17 protein-coding genes are annotated in these 16757 nt (G+C 72.8%); 1 reads left to right on the top strand and 16 read right to left on the bottom strand.

Features of this window, described 5'->3' with window-relative positions; genetic code table 11:
• Positions 1-71: 71 nt before the first annotated feature.
• From AB0K51_RS09735 to hrcA, 16 genes are all read right to left on the bottom strand, one after another.
• Positions 72-785 carry an alpha/beta hydrolase gene (locus AB0K51_RS09735; RefSeq protein WP_363452460.1) on the bottom strand — a complete coding sequence of 238 codons (714 nt, stop codon included), beginning with the start codon at positions 783-785 and terminating at the stop codon, positions 72-74.
• A 63-nt stretch (positions 786-848) separates the two neighbouring features.
• Complete coding sequence (era, locus tag AB0K51_RS09740) at positions 849-1787, bottom strand: GTPase Era (protein ID WP_363452463.1); 939 nt, start codon at positions 1785-1787, stop codon at positions 849-851.
• 56 nt (positions 1788-1843) lie between these two features.
• Complete coding sequence (locus tag AB0K51_RS09745; protein ID WP_363452465.1) at positions 1844-2005, bottom strand: hypothetical protein; 162 nt, start codon at positions 2003-2005, stop codon at positions 1844-1846.
• Positions 2006-2119: 114 nt separating this feature from the next.
• A complete protein-coding gene (locus AB0K51_RS09750) occupies positions 2120-2473 on the bottom strand; it encodes a cytidine deaminase (protein ID WP_363452467.1) in 354 nt (117 codons plus the stop codon).
• A 43-nt stretch (positions 2474-2516) separates the two neighbouring features.
• Positions 2517-3506: an aldo/keto reductase gene (locus AB0K51_RS09755; protein ID WP_363452469.1), complete on the bottom strand. Its 990-nt coding sequence runs from the start codon at positions 3504-3506 to the stop codon at positions 2517-2519.
• Positions 3507-3597: 91 nt separating this feature from the next.
• Positions 3598-4137 (bottom strand): DUF4383 domain-containing protein, encoded by a 540-nt coding sequence (locus AB0K51_RS09760; protein WP_363452471.1) that lies wholly within the window; start codon positions 4135-4137, stop codon positions 3598-3600.
• Positions 4134-4376 carry a hypothetical protein gene (locus AB0K51_RS09765; RefSeq protein WP_363452473.1) on the bottom strand — a complete coding sequence of 81 codons (243 nt, stop codon included), beginning with the start codon at positions 4374-4376 and terminating at the stop codon, positions 4134-4136. Before AB0K51_RS09765 ends, AB0K51_RS09760 begins: the two co-directional genes overlap by 4 nt.
• A gap of 110 nt (positions 4377-4486) precedes the next feature.
• Positions 4487-5818, bottom strand: a complete 1332-nt coding sequence (locus AB0K51_RS09770; protein ID WP_363452475.1) for a hemolysin family protein — start codon at positions 5816-5818, stop codon at positions 4487-4489.
• 13 nt (positions 5819-5831) lie between these two features.
• Entirely contained in the window at positions 5832-6326 is a 495-nt protein-coding gene (ybeY, locus tag AB0K51_RS09775; RefSeq protein WP_285737974.1) for an rRNA maturation RNase YbeY, read from the bottom strand.
• A gap of 14 nt (positions 6327-6340) precedes the next feature.
• Positions 6341-7351 (bottom strand): PhoH family protein, encoded by a 1011-nt coding sequence (locus AB0K51_RS09780; protein ID WP_363452670.1) that lies wholly within the window; start codon positions 7349-7351, stop codon positions 6341-6343.
• Positions 7352-7606: 255 nt separating this feature from the next.
• Positions 7607-8524: a ribonuclease Z gene (locus tag AB0K51_RS09785; RefSeq protein WP_363452477.1), complete on the bottom strand. Its 918-nt coding sequence runs from the start codon at positions 8522-8524 to the stop codon at positions 7607-7609.
• Between the two features lie 4 nt (positions 8525-8528).
• Positions 8529-8882, bottom strand: coding sequence for a histidine triad nucleotide-binding protein (locus AB0K51_RS09790; RefSeq protein WP_363452479.1), 354 nt, complete (start codon positions 8880-8882; stop codon positions 8529-8531).
• A gap of 190 nt (positions 8883-9072) precedes the next feature.
• Positions 9073-12282 (bottom strand): PDZ domain-containing protein, encoded by a 3210-nt coding sequence (locus AB0K51_RS09795; RefSeq protein WP_363452481.1) that lies wholly within the window; start codon positions 12280-12282, stop codon positions 9073-9075.
• An 80-nt stretch (positions 12283-12362) separates the two neighbouring features.
• Positions 12363-13106: a 16S rRNA (uracil(1498)-N(3))-methyltransferase gene (locus AB0K51_RS09800; RefSeq protein ID WP_363452483.1), complete on the bottom strand. Its 744-nt coding sequence runs from the start codon at positions 13104-13106 to the stop codon at positions 12363-12365.
• A 99-nt stretch (positions 13107-13205) separates the two neighbouring features.
• The gene (gene dnaJ, locus AB0K51_RS09805; protein WP_363452485.1) at positions 13206-14345 is read right to left on the bottom strand and encodes a molecular chaperone DnaJ; all 1140 of its coding nucleotides are present in this window, start codon (positions 14343-14345) and stop codon (positions 13206-13208) included.
• Positions 14346-14419: 74 nt separating this feature from the next.
• Entirely contained in the window at positions 14420-15493 is a 1074-nt protein-coding gene (hrcA, locus tag AB0K51_RS09810) for a heat-inducible transcriptional repressor HrcA (RefSeq protein WP_363452487.1), read from the bottom strand.
• A gap of 309 nt (positions 15494-15802) precedes the next feature.
• On the opposite strand from hrcA, the gene htpX reads away from it, so the two are divergent.
• Positions 15803-16726 carry a zinc metalloprotease HtpX gene (htpX, locus tag AB0K51_RS09815; RefSeq protein WP_363452489.1) on the top strand — a complete coding sequence of 308 codons (924 nt, stop codon included), beginning with the start codon at positions 15803-15805 and terminating at the stop codon, positions 16724-16726.
• Positions 16727-16757 lie beyond the last annotated feature (31 nt).

Below are 16757 nucleotides of genomic sequence, written 5' to 3' on the forward strand. Positions count from 1 at the left end.
GGACAGTCCACCACCCGACACCGGAGCATCGCCGAAGTTTTACCCTGTCACGGGAACCGTCTGGCGTCCCATCAGATCCAGCCGTCGAGGGAGTCGAGGAACGCCGCCGGATCGTCCCGGTGGATGCAGTGGCCGGTGCCGGGGACGGTCCGGACCTCGAAACCGCGGGTCCGCAGCCGCTCGGCCTCGACGGGGGTCACCAGGGTGCTCGGATCGGCGAGCTGGACCAGGGAGGGGACGGCCGCGGCGGCCGGCAGCCCGGAGTGCCCGGGATGGGCCCACAGGCCGACGGCGGTGTCCGGGTCCCAGACGGCCAGGGTGGCGAGCTCCACGTCCACGTCCTCGGCGGCCCAGCCGGGGTGCATCGCGGTGATGAAGGCCCGGGTGCCGAACCGCTTGAACCCGACGAAGGGTTCGGGTCCGGCCCCCGGCCGGTCGTAGACGAAAGCCGGGTCGCTGTACACCGCACGGGCGGGTTTCAGCCGTTCCACGGCGTCTCGCAGGGCGAGACCGCCCATCGAGTGGCCGAGGGCGAGTGCGACGCCCGCGGGCAGCGTCTCCACCAGGTCGTCGGCGTACCGCGCCGGGTGGTAGCGCTCGGCGGGGCCGGCGCCCGCCCCGCGCGGGGAGGCGCCGTGGCCGCGCAGGTCGGCGGCGATCACCCGGTAGCCGCGCTCGGCCAGCGCCGGGCCGACCAGCCGCCAGGTGCGGTGGTCGGCCTGGATGCCGTGGATCAGCAGGGCGATCCGGTCGCCGGTGCCCCATTCGCGGGTGTGCAGCTTCACGCCCGGACCCTACCGGAACCTCCCCGGCCCCACCGGAACCGCCGACGGCCCGGTGACGCGCCGTCAGAAGCCGAGCTTGCGCAGCTGCTTGGGGTCGCGCTGCCAGTCCTTGGCGACCTTGACGTGCAGGTCCAGGTAGACCGGGGTGCCGAGCAGCGCCTCGATGTGCTTGCGGGCGGTGGTGCCGACGTGCTTCAGCCGGGCGCCCTTGGCGCCGATCACGATCGCCTTCTGGCTCTGCCGCTCGATGTACACGTTGGCGTGGATGTCCAGCAGCGGCCGGTCCGCGGGACGGCCCTCGCGCGGCAGCATCTCCTCGACCACCACCGCCAGCGAGTGCGGCAGCTCGTCCCGGACGCCCTCCAGCGCGGCCTCGCGGATCAGCTCGGCCACCATGATCTGCTCCGGCTCGTCGGTCAGGTCGCCGTCCGGGTACAGCGGCACGCCCTCCGGCAGCAGCTTGGTGAGCAGGTCGGCGACCAGCGTCACCTGCTGGTCGCCCACGGCCGACACCGGGATGATCTCGGCCCATTCGAAGCCGAGCTCGAGCCCGAGCTGGTGGACCGCGATCAGCTGCTCGGCCAGGCGCTTGGAGTCCACCAGGTCGGTCTTGGTGACGATCGCCACCTTGGGGGTCTTCTTGAGCTCGGCGAGCTCCTTGGCGATGAACTTGTCGCCGGGGCCGAGCTTCTGGTCGGCGGGCACGCAGAAGCCGATCACGTCGACCTCGGCCCAGGTGGTGCGGACCAGGTCGTTGAGCCGCTCGCCGAGCAGCGTGCGGGGCTTGTGCAGCCCGGGGGTGTCGACCAGCACCAGCTGGGCGTCGGGGCGGTGCACGATGCCGCGGACGGTGTGCCGGGTGGTCTGCGGACGGTCGGAGGTAATCGCGACCTTCGTCCCGACCAGCGCGTTGGTCAGGGTCGACTTTCCCGCGTTGGGACGGCCGACGAAGCACGCGAACCCGGAGCGGTACGGGGAGGAAGGGGCATTCATGGCACCCATTGTCGCCGATCGGCGGACCGCCTCCGCTCAGGCGGTGCCCGTGGTGCCCACGCCGGTCAGCCGGTCTTCTTCTTCCCGCTCCCGGTGATGCCGCCGACCAGCACGAACGCCAGCAGGACGAGCGTGCCGGCCAGCCACCACGGCGAGCCGGTCTCGTGCCAGCGGCCGAAGCCCATCACGCTGAGCAGCAGCCCGCAGAAGAACGCCGCAACTCCCATGTCCCCTCCCCGGGTTGCCCCCGCCGGGGAGCCCCCCAGCCGATGCGATTATCGCACCCGGACAGCGCAGGGGTGGGGCGCCGTTTCCGGACACCCCACCCCTGCGCGGAGGGTTCAGCGGGCCTCGGCGGCCAGCTTCAGCACCCCGTCCGGACCGGCCAGCAGCACCGGCGTACCGGCCCCGCCCAGGTCCCGGACGGCCGCCAGGTCCGCCTCGGCCGGAGCCTCGGCGGCGGAGACCACCGCGGCCGCCTCCAGGCTCTTCGCCCCGCTGGCCACCGCCATCGCCACCGCGGTCTGCAGCGCGCTCAGCCGGAGCGACTCCAGCGCGACGGTGCCGGCCACGTAGGTGCGGCCGGTCTCGTCGCGGACCGCCGCACCCTCGGCCACGCCGTTGCGGGCGCGGGCCGACCGCGCCAGCGTGATGATCTTCTTGTCCTCGGGGTCCAGTTCGGTGAGCTCAGTCATGGCCCCGAGCATAGGCGGCCGCCCCGGGCCCGGGTACGGACGCTCAGCCCTTGAGCACCGCTCCCTCGCCCAGCGGCGCGAACTCCGCCAGCGCGGCCTCGATCCGGGCCAGCACCGCCCCGTCCAGCGCCAGTTCGGCGGCGGCCAGGTTCTCCGCGATGTGCGCGGGGGTGCGGCTGCCCGGGATCGGCACCACGTGCGGGTCCTGGTGCAGCAGCCAGGCCAGCGCCAACTGGCCGGGCTTGACGTCGAGTTCGGCGGCGATCGCGCGCAGCGGGGCGTACCGGTCGTTGTTCGCGGCGAGGTTCTCGGCGCTGAACCGGGCCTGCTGCTGCCGGAAGTCGCCCTCGCCGACCTGCTGCACGGTGCCGGTGAGGAAGCCGCCGCCGAGCGGGCTCCAGGCCACCACGCCGACGCCCAGCTCGCGGGCGGCGGCCAGCAGCTCCGGGTCGGCCGGCTGCCACATCGACCACTGGGTCTGCACCGCGGCGACCGGGTGCACCGCGTGCGCGGCACGCAGCTGCGCGGCGGTCACGTTGGAGACGCCGAGGTGCCGCACCAGGCCGTCGGCGATCAGCTCGGCGACCGCCCCGACGGTCTCCTCGAAGGGCACCTGCGGGTCCGGGAAGTGCGGGTAGTACAGGTCGATCGCCTCGACGCCGAGGTTGCGCAGCGACTGCTCCGCGTAGCCGCGCACGTACTTGGGCTCGCAGTTCACCGCCAGCTCGCCGAAGGCGAAGTGCACCGGGAAGCGGTGCGGCTCGGCGCCGTCCGGGATCCGGAAGCCGAACTTGGTGGCCAGCACCACGTCCTCGCGCCGGCCGTGGACCGCGCGGCCGACCAGTTGCTCGTTGTGCCCGTCGGCGCCGTAGCCGTCCGCGGTGTCGATCAGCCGGGCCCCGGCGTCGATGGCGGCCCGCAGCGCGTCCTGCCCGCGCTGCTCGTCGATCTCGCCGTACATGCCGGGCGAGAGCACCATCGCCCCGAACCCGATCGGCGAGCTGGCCAGCGCCCCGAGAGTGCGCTCGGTCATCGGTCGTTCCCCCTCCAAACAGCCTTTCACCCGGCGGATCTGACGGTCCGTCGGGTGCTGGAGGCCCCACTCTACGATGGTTCGTCGACGTTCAGTGTCCGGTCGGGTGCGACGGCCCGGGGCGCAGGATCTTCACCATCGCGGGCGGTCCGGAGGGCTGGTCGGCGTCATGGGTGTGCCGGTGCTTCCAGTACGGGTTGTCCTGCGGCAGGTGGCTGCTGACCCTGCCGTACATCCCGAAGGTCAGGATCACGAAGCCGAAGACGAAGCTGAAGATGACGTTGGAGATGTGGAAGGCGAGCCGGTTGGCGCTGGAGTCCAGCACCATCAGGCCGACGAAGCCGGCCAGCACGAACAGCACGCCCATGACCATGTTGATGTCGGACGCGAGGTTGCCGCCGATCACCGCGCCGAGGATCAGGATCCCGCCGGCCACCAGCGACAGCACGCTCAGCGCCCCGTTGCTGGACAGGCCCAGCACCTCCTTGCCGGAGGTGTCCAGGAAGCCCGGGCTGGTGTCGGTCAGTCCGAGGATGCCGAACACCACCAGGAACACGCCGCCGAGGCCCGCCCCGATGCGGTACACGGTGCCCAGCCGGTGGTCGACCGGTAGTTCGTCTTGGAGTTTCACCAGGTCCTCCCCGCATGCTCGGACCGGAGGAACGGGACCTCGTGCAGGTACAGCGACCCGCACTGCTGGCAGCAGTACAGCCCGGTCCCCCAGGCCTCCTCCGGCTTGGTCTCGGCGCCCTCACCGATCTCGGCGCCGCACATGCCGTGCGAAGGGTCGGTGCCACGGACCACGTGCCACCTGGCCACCTCGCCGGCCGGCCCGTTCGGGCCGTACTCCGCGCGCAGTAGATGAGCCATGTCTTCATGGTCGGCACGTTCGGGCACAGGAGGCAAACGGGCCCCGGGACACGGTGTCCCAACCGGTCGCTCCGGTCGGACACCGCGGCCCAGGGCCCGCGGGGCAGCCGCTACTGCTGCACGTCCTCCTCGGCCGGCTCCTCGGACTGCTCGGCGATCCACACCGGGGCGGCCACCACGGTGCCGATCCGGTTGCGCCGGCCCGCCGAGCTCTCCGCGGTCAGCGCGATCGCCGCCAGGCCGCTGCCCTCCGGCACCGGGATCTCGCAGGACGAGCCCGGGATCGGCACCCGGCCCAGGCACTTGGCCAGCAGCCCGCCGACGGTCTCCACGTCCTCGTCGTCCAGCTCGATCCCGAACAGCTCGCCGAGGTCCTCCACGGTGAGCCGCGCGGTGATCCGGTAGGAGCCGTCCCCGAGGTCCTCGACCGGCGCGATCTCCCGGTCGTACTCGTCGGTGATCTCGCCGACGATCTCCTCCAGGATGTCCTCGATGGTGACCAGGCCGGCGGTGCCGCCGTACTCGTCGATCACGATCGCCACGTGCGAGCGCATCTGCTGCATCTCCCGCAGCAGGTCCGCGGCCGGCTTGGAGTCCGGCACGAAGACCGCCGGCCGCATCGCCGAGGCCACCTGCTCGGACTCGGCGTCCCGGTTGATGTGGGTGCGCCGCACCAGGTCCTTGAGGTAGACGATGCCGACCACGTCGTCCTCGTTGTCGCCGACCACCGGGATCCGCGAGAACCCGGAGCGCAGCGCCAGCGTGAGCGCCTGACGGACCGTCTTGTGACGCTCGATCATCACCAGGTCGGTGCGCGGCACCATCACCTCGCGCACGATGGTGTCGCCCAGCTCGAAGACCGAGTGCACCATCCGGCGCTCCTCGTCCTCGATCAGGTCGTCCTTCTCCGCCAGGTCGACCAGCGCCCGCAGCTCGGCCTCGGAGGCGAACGGCCCCTCCTTGTAGCCCTTGCCCGGCGTCAGCGCGTTGCCCAGCAGGATCAGCAGCCGCGGGATCGGCCCGAGGATCCGGGCCAGCGGCAGCAGCACGTAGGACGCCGCGGTGACCGTGGTCAGCGGGTGCTGGCGGCCGATCGTGCGCGGGGAGACCCCGACCGCCACGAAGGACACCAGCACCATCACGCCGAACGCGACCAGCACCGCCTGCCAGGTCTGGTCGAAGCTGCGCACGCACACCACGGTGACCAGCACCGCCGCGGCCATCTCGCTGGCCACCCGGATCAGGGTGGCCAGGTTCAAGTAGCGGATGCTGTCCGAGGCCAGCGTCAGCAGCCGGTCGGAGCCCCGCCGCCCGGAGCGGACCGCCTCCTCGGCGCGGAACCGCGAGATCCGGGAGATCCCCGCCTCCGCGCACGCCGCCAGCCAGCCCAGCACCACCAGCAGCAGAGCCCCGATCAGGAAGCTCGTACTCTCACCACTCACAGACGGCCGGCCCTCAGTGGACGGTCGGCGCCGGCGACAGCCCGCTCAGCCCGCGTCCGGCCCGCCAGTCGTCCAGGATCCGCTTCTGCAGCGCGAACATCTCGCGCTCCTCGTCGGGCTCCTCGTGGTCGTAGCCGAGCACGTGCAGCACCCCGTGGACGGTGAGCAGCTGCAGCTCCTCGTCCATGGAGTGCTTGGTCGGGGCGGCCAGCCCCTGCTGCTTCGCCACCTCGGGGCAGAGCACGATGTCGCCGAGCAGGCCCTCCGGCAGGTCCTCGCCCTCCTTGCCGGGCCGCAGTTCGTCCATCGGGAAGGACATCACGTCGGTCGGACCGGGCAGGTCCATCCACTGGACGTGCAGCTCCGCCATCGACTCGCTGTCGTAGAGGATCACGGAGAGCTCGGACTGCGGGTGAATCCGCATCTTGTCGAGGGCGTAGCGGGCGACGTCGAGGATGGACTCCTCGTCGACGTCCCACCCGGACTCGTTGGCGATGTCGATCGACATGGAGGGCTCAGTACTCAGCTTTCGGTGCGATGGGACTGTCGGGGCGCCCGGGCGCCCCGGCGCTGGACGGGTTTGCGGTCACTGGACTCCTCGGCCTCCTGCCGGGCGTCCCAGCGCTCGTATGCGTCAACGATGCGGCCGACCAGCTTGTGCCGCACCACGTCGGTGCTGGTCAGCACCGAGAAGTGGATGTCGGGCACGTCGACCAGGATCTCCTGGACGACCTTCAGGCCGGACCGGGTGCCGTTCGGCAGGTCGATCTGGCTGGTGTCGCCGGTGACCACCACGCGGGAGTTGAAGCCGAGGCGGGTGAGGAACATCTTCATCTGCTCCGGCGAGGTGTTCTGCGCCTCGTCGAGGATGATGAACGCGTCGTTCAGGGTGCGACCGCGCATGTACGCCAGCGGCGCGACCTCGATGGTGCCCGCCGCCATCAGCCGGGGGATCGACTCCGGGTCCATCATGTCGTGCAGCGCGTCGTACAGCGGGCGCAGGTAGGGGTCGATCTTCTCGTAGAGCGTGCCGGGCAGGAAGCCCAGCCGCTCGCCCGCCTCGACCGCCGGCCGGGTCAGGATGATCCGGTTGACCTCCTTGGCCTGCAGCGCCTGCACGGCCTTGGCCATCGCCAGGTAGGTCTTGCCGGTGCCCGCCGGGCCGAGGCCGAAGACGATGGTGTGCTTGTCGATCGCGTCGACGTAGCGCTGCTGGTTCAGGGTCTTGGGGCGGATGGTGCGGCCCCGGTTGGACAGGATGTTCGCCGTGAACACCTCGGACGGCACCGGGTGGTCCGGGTCCTCGGCGGCGCTCCTGAGCATGGTGATGGAGCGCTCCACGGCGTCCTCCGTCAGGGGTTGGCCGGTGCGCAGCACCAGCATCATCTCGTTGAAGAGCTGCTTGACGAGGGCGACGTCGGCGGGCGAGCCGGTGGCCGTCACCTCGTTTCCGCGGACGTGGATGTCGGCGTCCGGGAAGCCGTTCTCGATCACTCTCAGGAGCGAGTCGGCCGCGCCCAGCAGGGTGACCATCGGGTGCTTCTCCGGAATGACGATCCGGGTGCTGGTAGCCGCCGCGTCGGGGCGCTGCTGTCCGTTGGGTCGGGTCTGCGGTGTGTCAGTCATGGGTCGGCGCTGCGGCCTGCCTCATCCCAATCCGTCTGTCGTGTGGCTCGGGCTCTCCGGGTCACCAGGGTACGCCGCGTGGATGTTCGCCGGAGCGGCGCGGCGGGTTCGATGGTGGGGGCTCCGGCCCCGATGTGCGAACGGTTTTCGGCGGGCGGCCGCTCAGCGGCGGGGCGGGACGGCGATCCTGGCGAGGTCCTCGGCGACCACGATCTCGCCGTCGAAGTGCCGCCGGGCCTCGGCGAGATGGCCGGACAGGTCCGGGTAGCGCTGCGAGAAGTGGGTCAGCACCAGCCGCCGCACGCCCGCCTCGGCGGCCACCCGGGCGGCCTGCGCGGCGGTCAGGTGGCCGTGGTCCTCGGCCAGCTGCGCGTCCGCCTCCAGGAAGGTCGCCTCGATCACCAGCAGGTCGGCGCCGTCCGCGAGTTCGGCCACCCCCGGGCAGAGCCGGGTGTCCATCACGAAGGCGAAGCGCTGGCCGCGGCGGACCTCGCTGACCTCGTCCAGGGTGACCGTGCGACCGGCCACCTCGACCCGGCCGGCCCGCTGGAGCTGCCCCACCAGTGGCCCGTGCACGCCCAGTTCGCGCAGCCGCTCGGGCCGCAGCCGCCGGCCGTCGGGCTCGGCCAGCCGGTAGCCGAACGACTCCACCGGATGCGACAGCCGCACCGCCGACAGCTCGAACGGCGCTCCCGGCGCCGCCAGCGGCCCGGCCTCCGCCACCGGCCGCGGCCGCAGCTCGGCGGTCTCGTGGAAGACGCTGGCCTGCCGCAGCCGGTCGAAGTACACCTGCCCGGAGGCCGGGTAGTACGCGTCGACCGGGTGCGGCACCTGGTCCAGGTTGATCCGCTGCACCACGCCGGGCAGGCCCAGGCAGTGGTCGCCGTGGAAGTGCGAGACCGCGATCCGGGTGATCCCGGTGGCGGTCACCCCGGCGTGCAGCATCTGCCGCTGGGTGCCCTCCCCCGGGTCGAACAGCAGCCCCTCGCCGTCCCAGCGCAACAGGTACCCGTTGTGGTTGCGGTGCCTGGTCGGCACCTGGCTGGCCGTGCCCAGGACGACGAGTTCACGCTGCGACAACGGTTCAGACCATTCCCTCGGGCAGCTTCCGGCCGCCGATCACGTGCACGTGCGCGTGGAAGATGGTCTGCCCCGCGTCCGACCCGGTGTTGAAGATCAGCCGGTACGCGTCGATGCCCTCCAGCGCGGCGACCTCCGCCGCCTCGGTGAGCAGCTCCGCGGCGATCAGCGGCTCCGCCGCGGCCAGCTCCGCCGCGTTCGGGTAGTGCACCCGCGGGATCACCAGCACGTGCGTCGGCGCCTGCGGGTTGATGTCCCGGAAGGCCAGCGTCCGCTCGGTCTCGCGGACCACCTTCGCCGGGATCTCCCCCGCCGCGATCTTGCAGAACAGGCAGTCCGCCTGCGGTTCCCCGGCCATCGTCCGAACCCTTCTGATCACCCGTCACTGGCGCGACGACCTTACCGTGCACCGCCAGGGGCGCGGGGAACTGCGCGAGGAACCATTCCCCGACAGCCGGATCGCCCGCGCGTGCAGGTCACTGCCCTGCGTCGCGATCCTGCTGTGGGGTGCCTTCCGCTGCTCGCAGTTCCCCGAGCCCCTGTCGGGGTCACCCTTCCAGCGCCGGAGGCTGCTTCGCCGGGGTCCGCTCCAGTGCCTCCAGCGCCAGCCGGACCGCCGTCTCCAGCTGCGGGTCGCGGCCCGCCGCCCAGTCGTGCGGGGCGATCGGCACCTCGACGTCCGGGGTGACGCCGTGGTTCTCCACGTTCCAGCCGTAGCCCTCCAGCCAGAACGCGTACTTGGGCTGGGTCACCGCCGTCCCGTCGACCAGCGCGTACTTGCTGTCGATGCCGATCACGCCGCCCCAGGTGCGGGTGCCGACCACCGGGCCGATGCCGAGCGCCTGGATCGCGGCGTTGACGATGTCACCGTCGGAGCCGGAGAACTCGTTGGCCACCGCCACCACCGGGCCGCGCGGGGCGTCCGCGGGGTACGGCTCGGGGCTGTCGATGTCGCGGGCGGCGTCCCAGCCGACGATCCGGCGGGCCAGCTTCTCCACGATCAGCTGCGAGGTGTGGCCGCCGCGGTTCTCCCGCAGGTCGACGACGACGCCCTCGCGGGCCATCTCGACCCGCAGGTCGCGGTGGAGCTGCGCCCAGCCGGCGCTCTGCATGTCGGGGATGTGCAGGTAGCCGAGCCGTCCGCCGGACAGCTCGCGGACGGCGGCGCGCCGCCCGGCCACCCAGTCGTGGTAGCGCAGCGCCTCCTCGTCGTCGAGCGGCACCACCACGGGGTGGCGCTCGCCGCCGTCCTTGCCGCTGACGGTCAGTTCGACGGGCTGGTCGGCGGTGCCGGCCAGCAGCGGGGCCGGGCCGGTGACCGGGTCGACGGGGCGGCCGTTGACCGCGAGGATCGCGTCGCCGGCACGGACCGCCACGCCGGGCGCGGCCAGCGGGGAGCGGGCCCGCGGGTCCGAGGACTCGCCGGGCAGCACCCGCGCGACCCGCCACACCTCGCCGTCGCGGACCAGGTCCGCGCCTAGCAGGCCCTGCCGCCGGGCGGACTCGGTGCCGCGGCCGGGCGGCACCACGTAGGCGTGCGAGGTGCCGAGTTCACCGACCGTCTCCCACAGCAGGTCGGCCAGGTCGGAGTGGCTGCCGGCCCGGTCGACCAGCGGCCGGTAGCGCTCCAGCACGCCCGCCCAGTCGACGCCGCCGAGGTCGGCGCGCCAGAAGTTGTCGCGCATCAGCCGGCCGTTCTCGTCGAACATCTGCCGCCACTCGGCGGACGGGTCGACGGTGACCCGGATCCGGCTCAGGTCGACGTCGGTGTCGTCCTCGTCGCCGGCCTTCGAGTCGGCGGGGACGATCCGCAGGCCGCCCTGGTCGAGCACCGCGAGCCGGGAGCCGTCGCCGCTGACCGCGAAGCCGTCCAGCCCGGCGACGAGTTCCTCGGCGCGGCGCTTCTTCAGGTCGAAGCGCTCCAGCGCGGCCCGGGCCGGCTCGTCGTCCAGCGAGGCGGCGGTGTCGCCGAGTTCGCCGGTGAACGGCAGCCGGGTCCACAGCACGCCGTCCTTGGCGGCGCGCAGCGCGCCGAACCGCCCGGCCTCCACCGGGAAGGCCACGATCCGGTCGGCCAGGCCCTCCAGGTCGACCCGGGTGGTGGGCACGGCGGACTCGTCCTTCTTCTCGCCGTCCTTGGCCTCCTCGTCCTCCCCGCCGACCGGCCGTCCGGCCCGCTGCGGGCCGAACGGTGACGGGGTGTCGGCGGCCAGCGTGAGCAGGTACGGGCGGGCGCCGCCGGGGAAGGACAGGTCGAAGACGTGCTGGTCGTAGACCGGGTCGAAGGTACGCACCGAGAGGAACGCCAGGTGGCGGCCGTCGGCGGTGAAGGCCGGCGAGTAGTCGTGGAAGCGCTGCGGGGTGGCCTCGCTGACGGTCCGTGAGGTCAGGTCGGCCAGCATGATCTGGCGCAGCGCCCACGGTCCGAGGGTCGGCTGCGACCAGGCCAGCCAGCCCGAGTCCGGGCTGAACACCAGGCCGTGGACCTCGCCGTCGCCGCTGCGGGCCAGTTCGTGGACGGCGCCGTCGCTGAGCGCCACCAGCAGCACCCGGCCGTCGTGCGAGGCGACCGCGAGCTGCCGGCCGTCCGGCGAGACCGCCAGCCCGAGCACCCGGCCGAGCTGCCCGGCGGCCAGCCGGCGGCGCTCCGCGCCGAGCACCGCGGGCGCGAACTCCAGCGCGTCGTCGCCGTCCGCGTCGGTCACCCACACCGCGCCCTGCGCGCCGTCCTCGCCGGGGACGACCCGCACCAGGCGGCCGCGCACTCCCGGCGTCTCGTCCAGCACCCGGGCCGGCCCCTCACGGTGCGTCAGCCAGTGCACGGTGCCGCGCACCACCACGGCGGCGGCCCGGCCGGTGCGGTCCACCGCGACGGTCTCCACCTGCCCGGCGGCCGGCGTCGGGTGCGGCTGGCGGCGGGTGCGCGGTCCGGCCAGCCGGATGTCCAGCCGGCGCGCCTCGGCGCCGTCCAGGTCGTCCAGCAGCCACAGGTCGCCCGCGCTCTGCCAGATCACCCGGGCGCCGTCGGTGGCCGCCTGCCGGGCGTAGAAGCCGGTGTCGGCGGGGCCGTGCGCCCGCAGGTCGCCGCCGTCCGGCAGGCTCGAGTACAGCCGGCCGACGCCCTCGTGGTCGGAGAGGAACGCCACCCGGTCGCCCACCCACAGCGGGCACTCCAACTGGCCGTCCAGCTCGGCGTGCAGGCGTTCGAACTCGGCCGCGCCGACCCACAGCTTCCCGGCCCGCCCGCCCCGGTACCGCTTCCAGTGCGCGGCCTCCCGGTTGTGCGTGCCCAGCAGCACCCGCCCGCCGCTCGCGCCCGCGGGCACCGGCTCGAACGCCAGCGACCCGATCGGCCCGTACGGCAGTCGCTGCGGCTCCCCGCCGTCGAGCGGCACCGCGAACGCCCAGGTCCGCCGGATCGTCTCCTGGCCCGCCGTGGTGATGGCGATCGGCCGTCCGTCGGCGCTCCAGCCGACCAGCGCGGTGAACGGGCTCCCCCAGTGCGTCAGCCGCCGGGACTGCCCGCCCTCGACCGGTGCGACGTGCAGCTCCGGCGCGCCGTCCCGGGTGGAGGTCCAGGCCACGTGCCGGCCGTCGGGCGAGATCCGGACCGCGCCGACCGGCACCTGGTCGGCCGTCAGCCGCCAGGCCCGCCCGCCGTCGACCGGGGCCAGCCAGACATCGTCCTCGGCGACGAAGGTCACCAGATCGCCGTGCAGGTGGGGATGGCGCAGATAGGCGCGCTGCGAATCGGTCATCCTGCCACCCTAGGCAGCGGGATGCGTCACCGCGAAGCGTTTCCCCGGACCGGCGGCGCGGCGGCCCTCCCGACGACGCGTCAGGCCCAGCGCCCGGTACGGCCCAGCAGCAGCGCGCCCGCGGCGACGCCCGCGGTGGACGTCCGCAGCACGGACGGGCCGAGCCGGTACGGGGCGGCGCCGGCCTCGGCGAAGGCGGCGAGCTCGTCCGGCGAGACGCCGCCCTCGGGGCCGACGATCAGCACGATCTCACCGCTCGCGGGCAGTTCGGCGGCGGCCAGCGCCCGCGCGCCCTCCTCGTGCAGCACCGCTGCGAACGCGGCCCGCTCCAGCAGCGGCAGTAGTTGACGGGTCGTCACCAGCTCGTGCACCTCGGGGAAGCGCAGCCGCCGCGACTGCTTGCCGGCCTCCCGCGCGGTGGCCCGCCACTTGGCGAGCGCCTTCGCGCCGCGCTCGCCCTTCCACTGGGTGATGCAGCGCGCGGCGGCCCACGGGACGACGGCGTCGACGCCGACCTCGGTCATGGTCTCGACGGCGAGTTCACCGCGGTCGCCCTTGGGCAGCGCCTGGACGACGGTGATCCGCGGGCTGGGCTCGGGCTCGTGCCGGACCGCCGTGACGGCGACCTCCAGGACGTCCTTGCCGTGCACCGCGGCGACGGTGCCGTCCACGCCCAGGCCCCGGCCGTCGGCGAGGGTGACCGCCTCGCCGGGCTCCAGCCGCTTCACGGCGACGGCGTGGCGGCCCTCCGCGCCGTCCACCCGGACCGTCCCGCCGGGGGCGGCGGCCGCCAGGTCATCGACGACGAACACCGGTGCGGTCATCCGAACGGAACCCTCTCAGAACTACGCGGACAGGTCGGAACGGCAGCCGGGCCGGGGGCGGACAGCGCCGCCCCCGGCCCGGTGGGAAATCCTCGCGCCTCAGCGCCCGTTGAAGGCGTCCTTCAGCCGGGAGAACAGGCCCTGCTGGCCGGGCGCGAACTGGCCGGACGGGCGCTCCTCGCCGCGCAGCACGGCGAGCCGGCGCAGCAGCTCCTCCTGCTCGGGGTCGAGCTTGGTGGGCGTCTGCACCTCGACGTGCACTATCAGGTCGCCCCGGCCGCCGCCGCGCAGGTGGGTGATGCCGCGGCCGTGCAGCGGGATCGACTGGCCGGACTGGGTGCCGGGCCGGATGTCGACCTCCTCGACGCCGTCCAGCGTCTGCAGCGGCACCTGGGTGCCGAGCGAGGCGGCGGTCATCGGGATGGTGACCGTGCAGTGCAGGTCGTCGCCGCGTCGTTGGAAGGTCGGGTGGCTGGTCTCGGCGATCTCCACGTACAGGTCGCCGGCCGGGCCGCCGCCGGGGCCGACCTCGCCCTCGCCGGCCAGCTGGATCCGGGTGCCGTTGTCGACGCCCGCGGGGATCTTCACCGTCAGCGTCCGACGGGCCCGCACCCGGCCGTCGCCCGCGCACTCCGGGCACGGGGTCGGGACCACGGTGCCGAAGCCCTGGCACTGCGGGCAGGGACGCGAGGTCATGACCTGGCCCAGGAAGGACCGGGTCACCTGGGAGACCTCGCCCTTGCCGCGGCACATGTCACAGGTCTGCGCCGAGGTGCCGGGGGCCGCGCCCTCGCCGTTGCAGGTGGTGCAGGTGACGGCGGTGTCGACCTGGAGTTCCTTGGTGGTGCCGAACGCGGCCTCCTCCAGGGTGATCTCCAGGCGGATCATCGCGTCCTGGCCGCGCCGGGTCCGCGAACGCGGACCGCGCTGGCCGGTGGCGGCGCCGAAGAAGGCGTCCATGATGTCGGAGAAGCCGAAGCCCGCCGCACCCGCGCCGAATCCGCCCGCACCGCCGCCGTTCGGCGACAGCGGGTCGCCGCCGAGGTCGTAGACCTGACGCTTCTGCGGATCGGAGAGCACCTCGTAGGCGGCGTTGATCTCCTTGAACCGCTCCTGCGTCTTCGGGTCCGGGTTGACGTCCGGGTGCAGTTCACGCGCAAGGCGTCGGAACGCCTTCTTGATCTCGTCCTGCCCCGCGTCGCGTCGGACGCCGAGTACCGCGTAGTAGTCCGTGGCCACCAAATGCTCCGGTTTGTTCCGCCTCTAGAAGTGCCTGCGATGGACGCGTGAGTGTCTCACGGGCCGCTGTACTGCTATGACTCGGCCAGGATCTGGCCCACGTACCGTGCCACCGCTCGCACCGCCCCCATTGTGCCCGGGTAATCCATCCGGGTCGGACCGATCACTCCCAGCTTTGCCACGCTCTGGTCGCCCGAACCGTAACCGACCGAGACCACCGAGGTGGAATTGAGCCCCTCGTAGGCGATCTCGTGGCCGATCCGGACCGTCATCTCCGAGTCCGCCGTCTCACCCAGCAGGCGGAGCAGGACGACCTGCTCCTCCAGCGCCTCCAGCACCGGCCGGATGGTGAGCGGGAAGTCGTGGCCGAAACGGGTCAGGTTGGCGGTGCCCGCCAGCATGATCCGCTCCTCGTTCTGCTCGGCCAGGGTCTCGAACAGGGTGGCCAGCACCGCGCTGACCGCCGCCCGGTCGGAAACCTCGAAGACGGCCGGCAGGTCCTCCAGGATCACCGGCACCTCGGGCAGCCGGCAGCCGCCCGCCATGCCGTTGAGCCTGGCCCGCAGCTCGGCGAGGAGTCCCTCGCCGACCGCGCCCGGGCAGTCCACCATGCGCTGCTCGACCCGGCCGGTGTTGGTGATCAGCACCAGCATCAGCTTGGTCGGGGTGAGCGCCACCAGTTCGATGTGGCGGACCGTGGAACGGGTCAGCGACGGGTACTGGACCACCGCGACCTGCCGGGTCAGCTGCGCCAGCAGCCGCACCGTGCGGGCCACCACGTCGTCCAGGTCGACCGCGCCCTCCAGGAAGTGCCGGATCGCCCGGCGCTCCGGAGCGGTCATCGGCTTGACCTCGGCCAGCCGGTCCACGAACAGCCGGTAGCCCTTGTCGGTGGGGATCCGCCCCGCACTGGTGTGCGGCTGGTGGATGTACCCCTCCTCCTCGAGCGCCGACATGTCGTTGCGCACCGTGGCCGGCGAGACGCCCAGGTTGTGCCGCTCCACCAGGGCCTTGGAGCCGACCGGCTCCTCGGTCCCCACGTAGTCCTGGACGATCGCGCGCAGCACCGCGAGGCGCCGCTCGTCCAGCGGGCGCACGGACGGGCGCGTGTCGATCAGGCGGCCGTCGGGCTTGCCGTCATCCGGCATGGGGCACGCACCTCCGTCGTCGTCCGTTGAGCTGGTGGTCGAACCGCTCTGGCACTCAACTGGGCAGAGTGCCAGAACCGTACCTGCCAGTGTAAGGCCCGGGCCTGACGGCAGGAACGGTCCGCCCACGTGATCCTCGTCGGATTGCGATCGCGGCGGCGTGCGTCGTCCGGCGTTCGCCCGACGGTCGCGCGGCGGTGGTCCGACCGCCCGTCCGGCGCGGATGGCGTGATTTGGTCCGGCGTGGATGGTGCCACGGGCCCCGCCCGGTGGCAGCATCGAAGGCGAGCGAGCACAGGAGGAGCAGCGATGTCGACGTCACAGCGGCACTCCCGGTTCACCCCCGACCGCGGGCTGACGGGTCGGATGGTGACCACCATGTTCCTGATCGGCCTGGTGTACGTGGGCTTCACCGGCCTGCTGATCGTGCTGCTGCGCGGAGCCTGGCCATTGATCGTACTGATCTCCGGCGGCCTGTTCGTCGCACAGTTCTGGTTCTCCGACAAGATCACCGAGCGGGCCATGGGCGCCCACCAGGTCACCCCCGAGCAGTACCCGCAGCTGCACGGCGCGATCGACCGGCTGTGCGCACTGGCCGACATGCCCAAGCCACGGGTCGCGGTCGCCGACAACGACATGCCCAACGCCTTCGCCACCGGCCGCAACCCGCAGAACTCGGTGATCTGCGTGACCACCGGACTGCTGCGCCGGCTGGAGCCCGAGGAGCTGGAGGGCGTCCTGGCCCACGAGCTGTCGCACGTGGCGCACCGGGACGTCGCGGTGATGACCATCGCCGGGTTCCTCGGCGTGCTGGCCGGAGTGATCACCCGGATGGCGTTGTGGGGCGGGTTCCTCAACGGCGGCAACCGCAACAGCAACGACCCCAACACCGCGATCGCGCTGATCCTCATCCCGCTGGTGTCGATGGTGGTGTACGCGCTCAGCTTCCTGCTGACCCGGCTGCTCTCCCGCTACCGGGAGCTCGCCGCGGACCGGGCCGCCGCCCAGCTCACCGGCCGGCCCAGCGCACTGGCCTCCGCGCTGACCAAGGTCACCGGGCAGATCGCCGCCATCCCCACCAAGGACCTGCGCCAGGCGCAGCCCTACAACGCCTTCTACTTCGCCCCCGCGCTCAGCGCCCGGGACGCCGCCTCGCAGCTGCTGTCCACCCACCCGTCGCTGGAGCAGCGGCTGGCCCAGCTGGAGAAGATCTCCGCCGAACTGGGACAGTGACGCTCCCGGCGACACCTCCTCGCGACACCCG

Source organism: Kitasatospora sp. NPDC049285 (assembly GCF_040678815.1).
In the GTDB taxonomy this organism is placed as follows: domain Bacteria; phylum Actinomycetota; class Actinomycetes; order Streptomycetales; family Streptomycetaceae; genus Kitasatospora.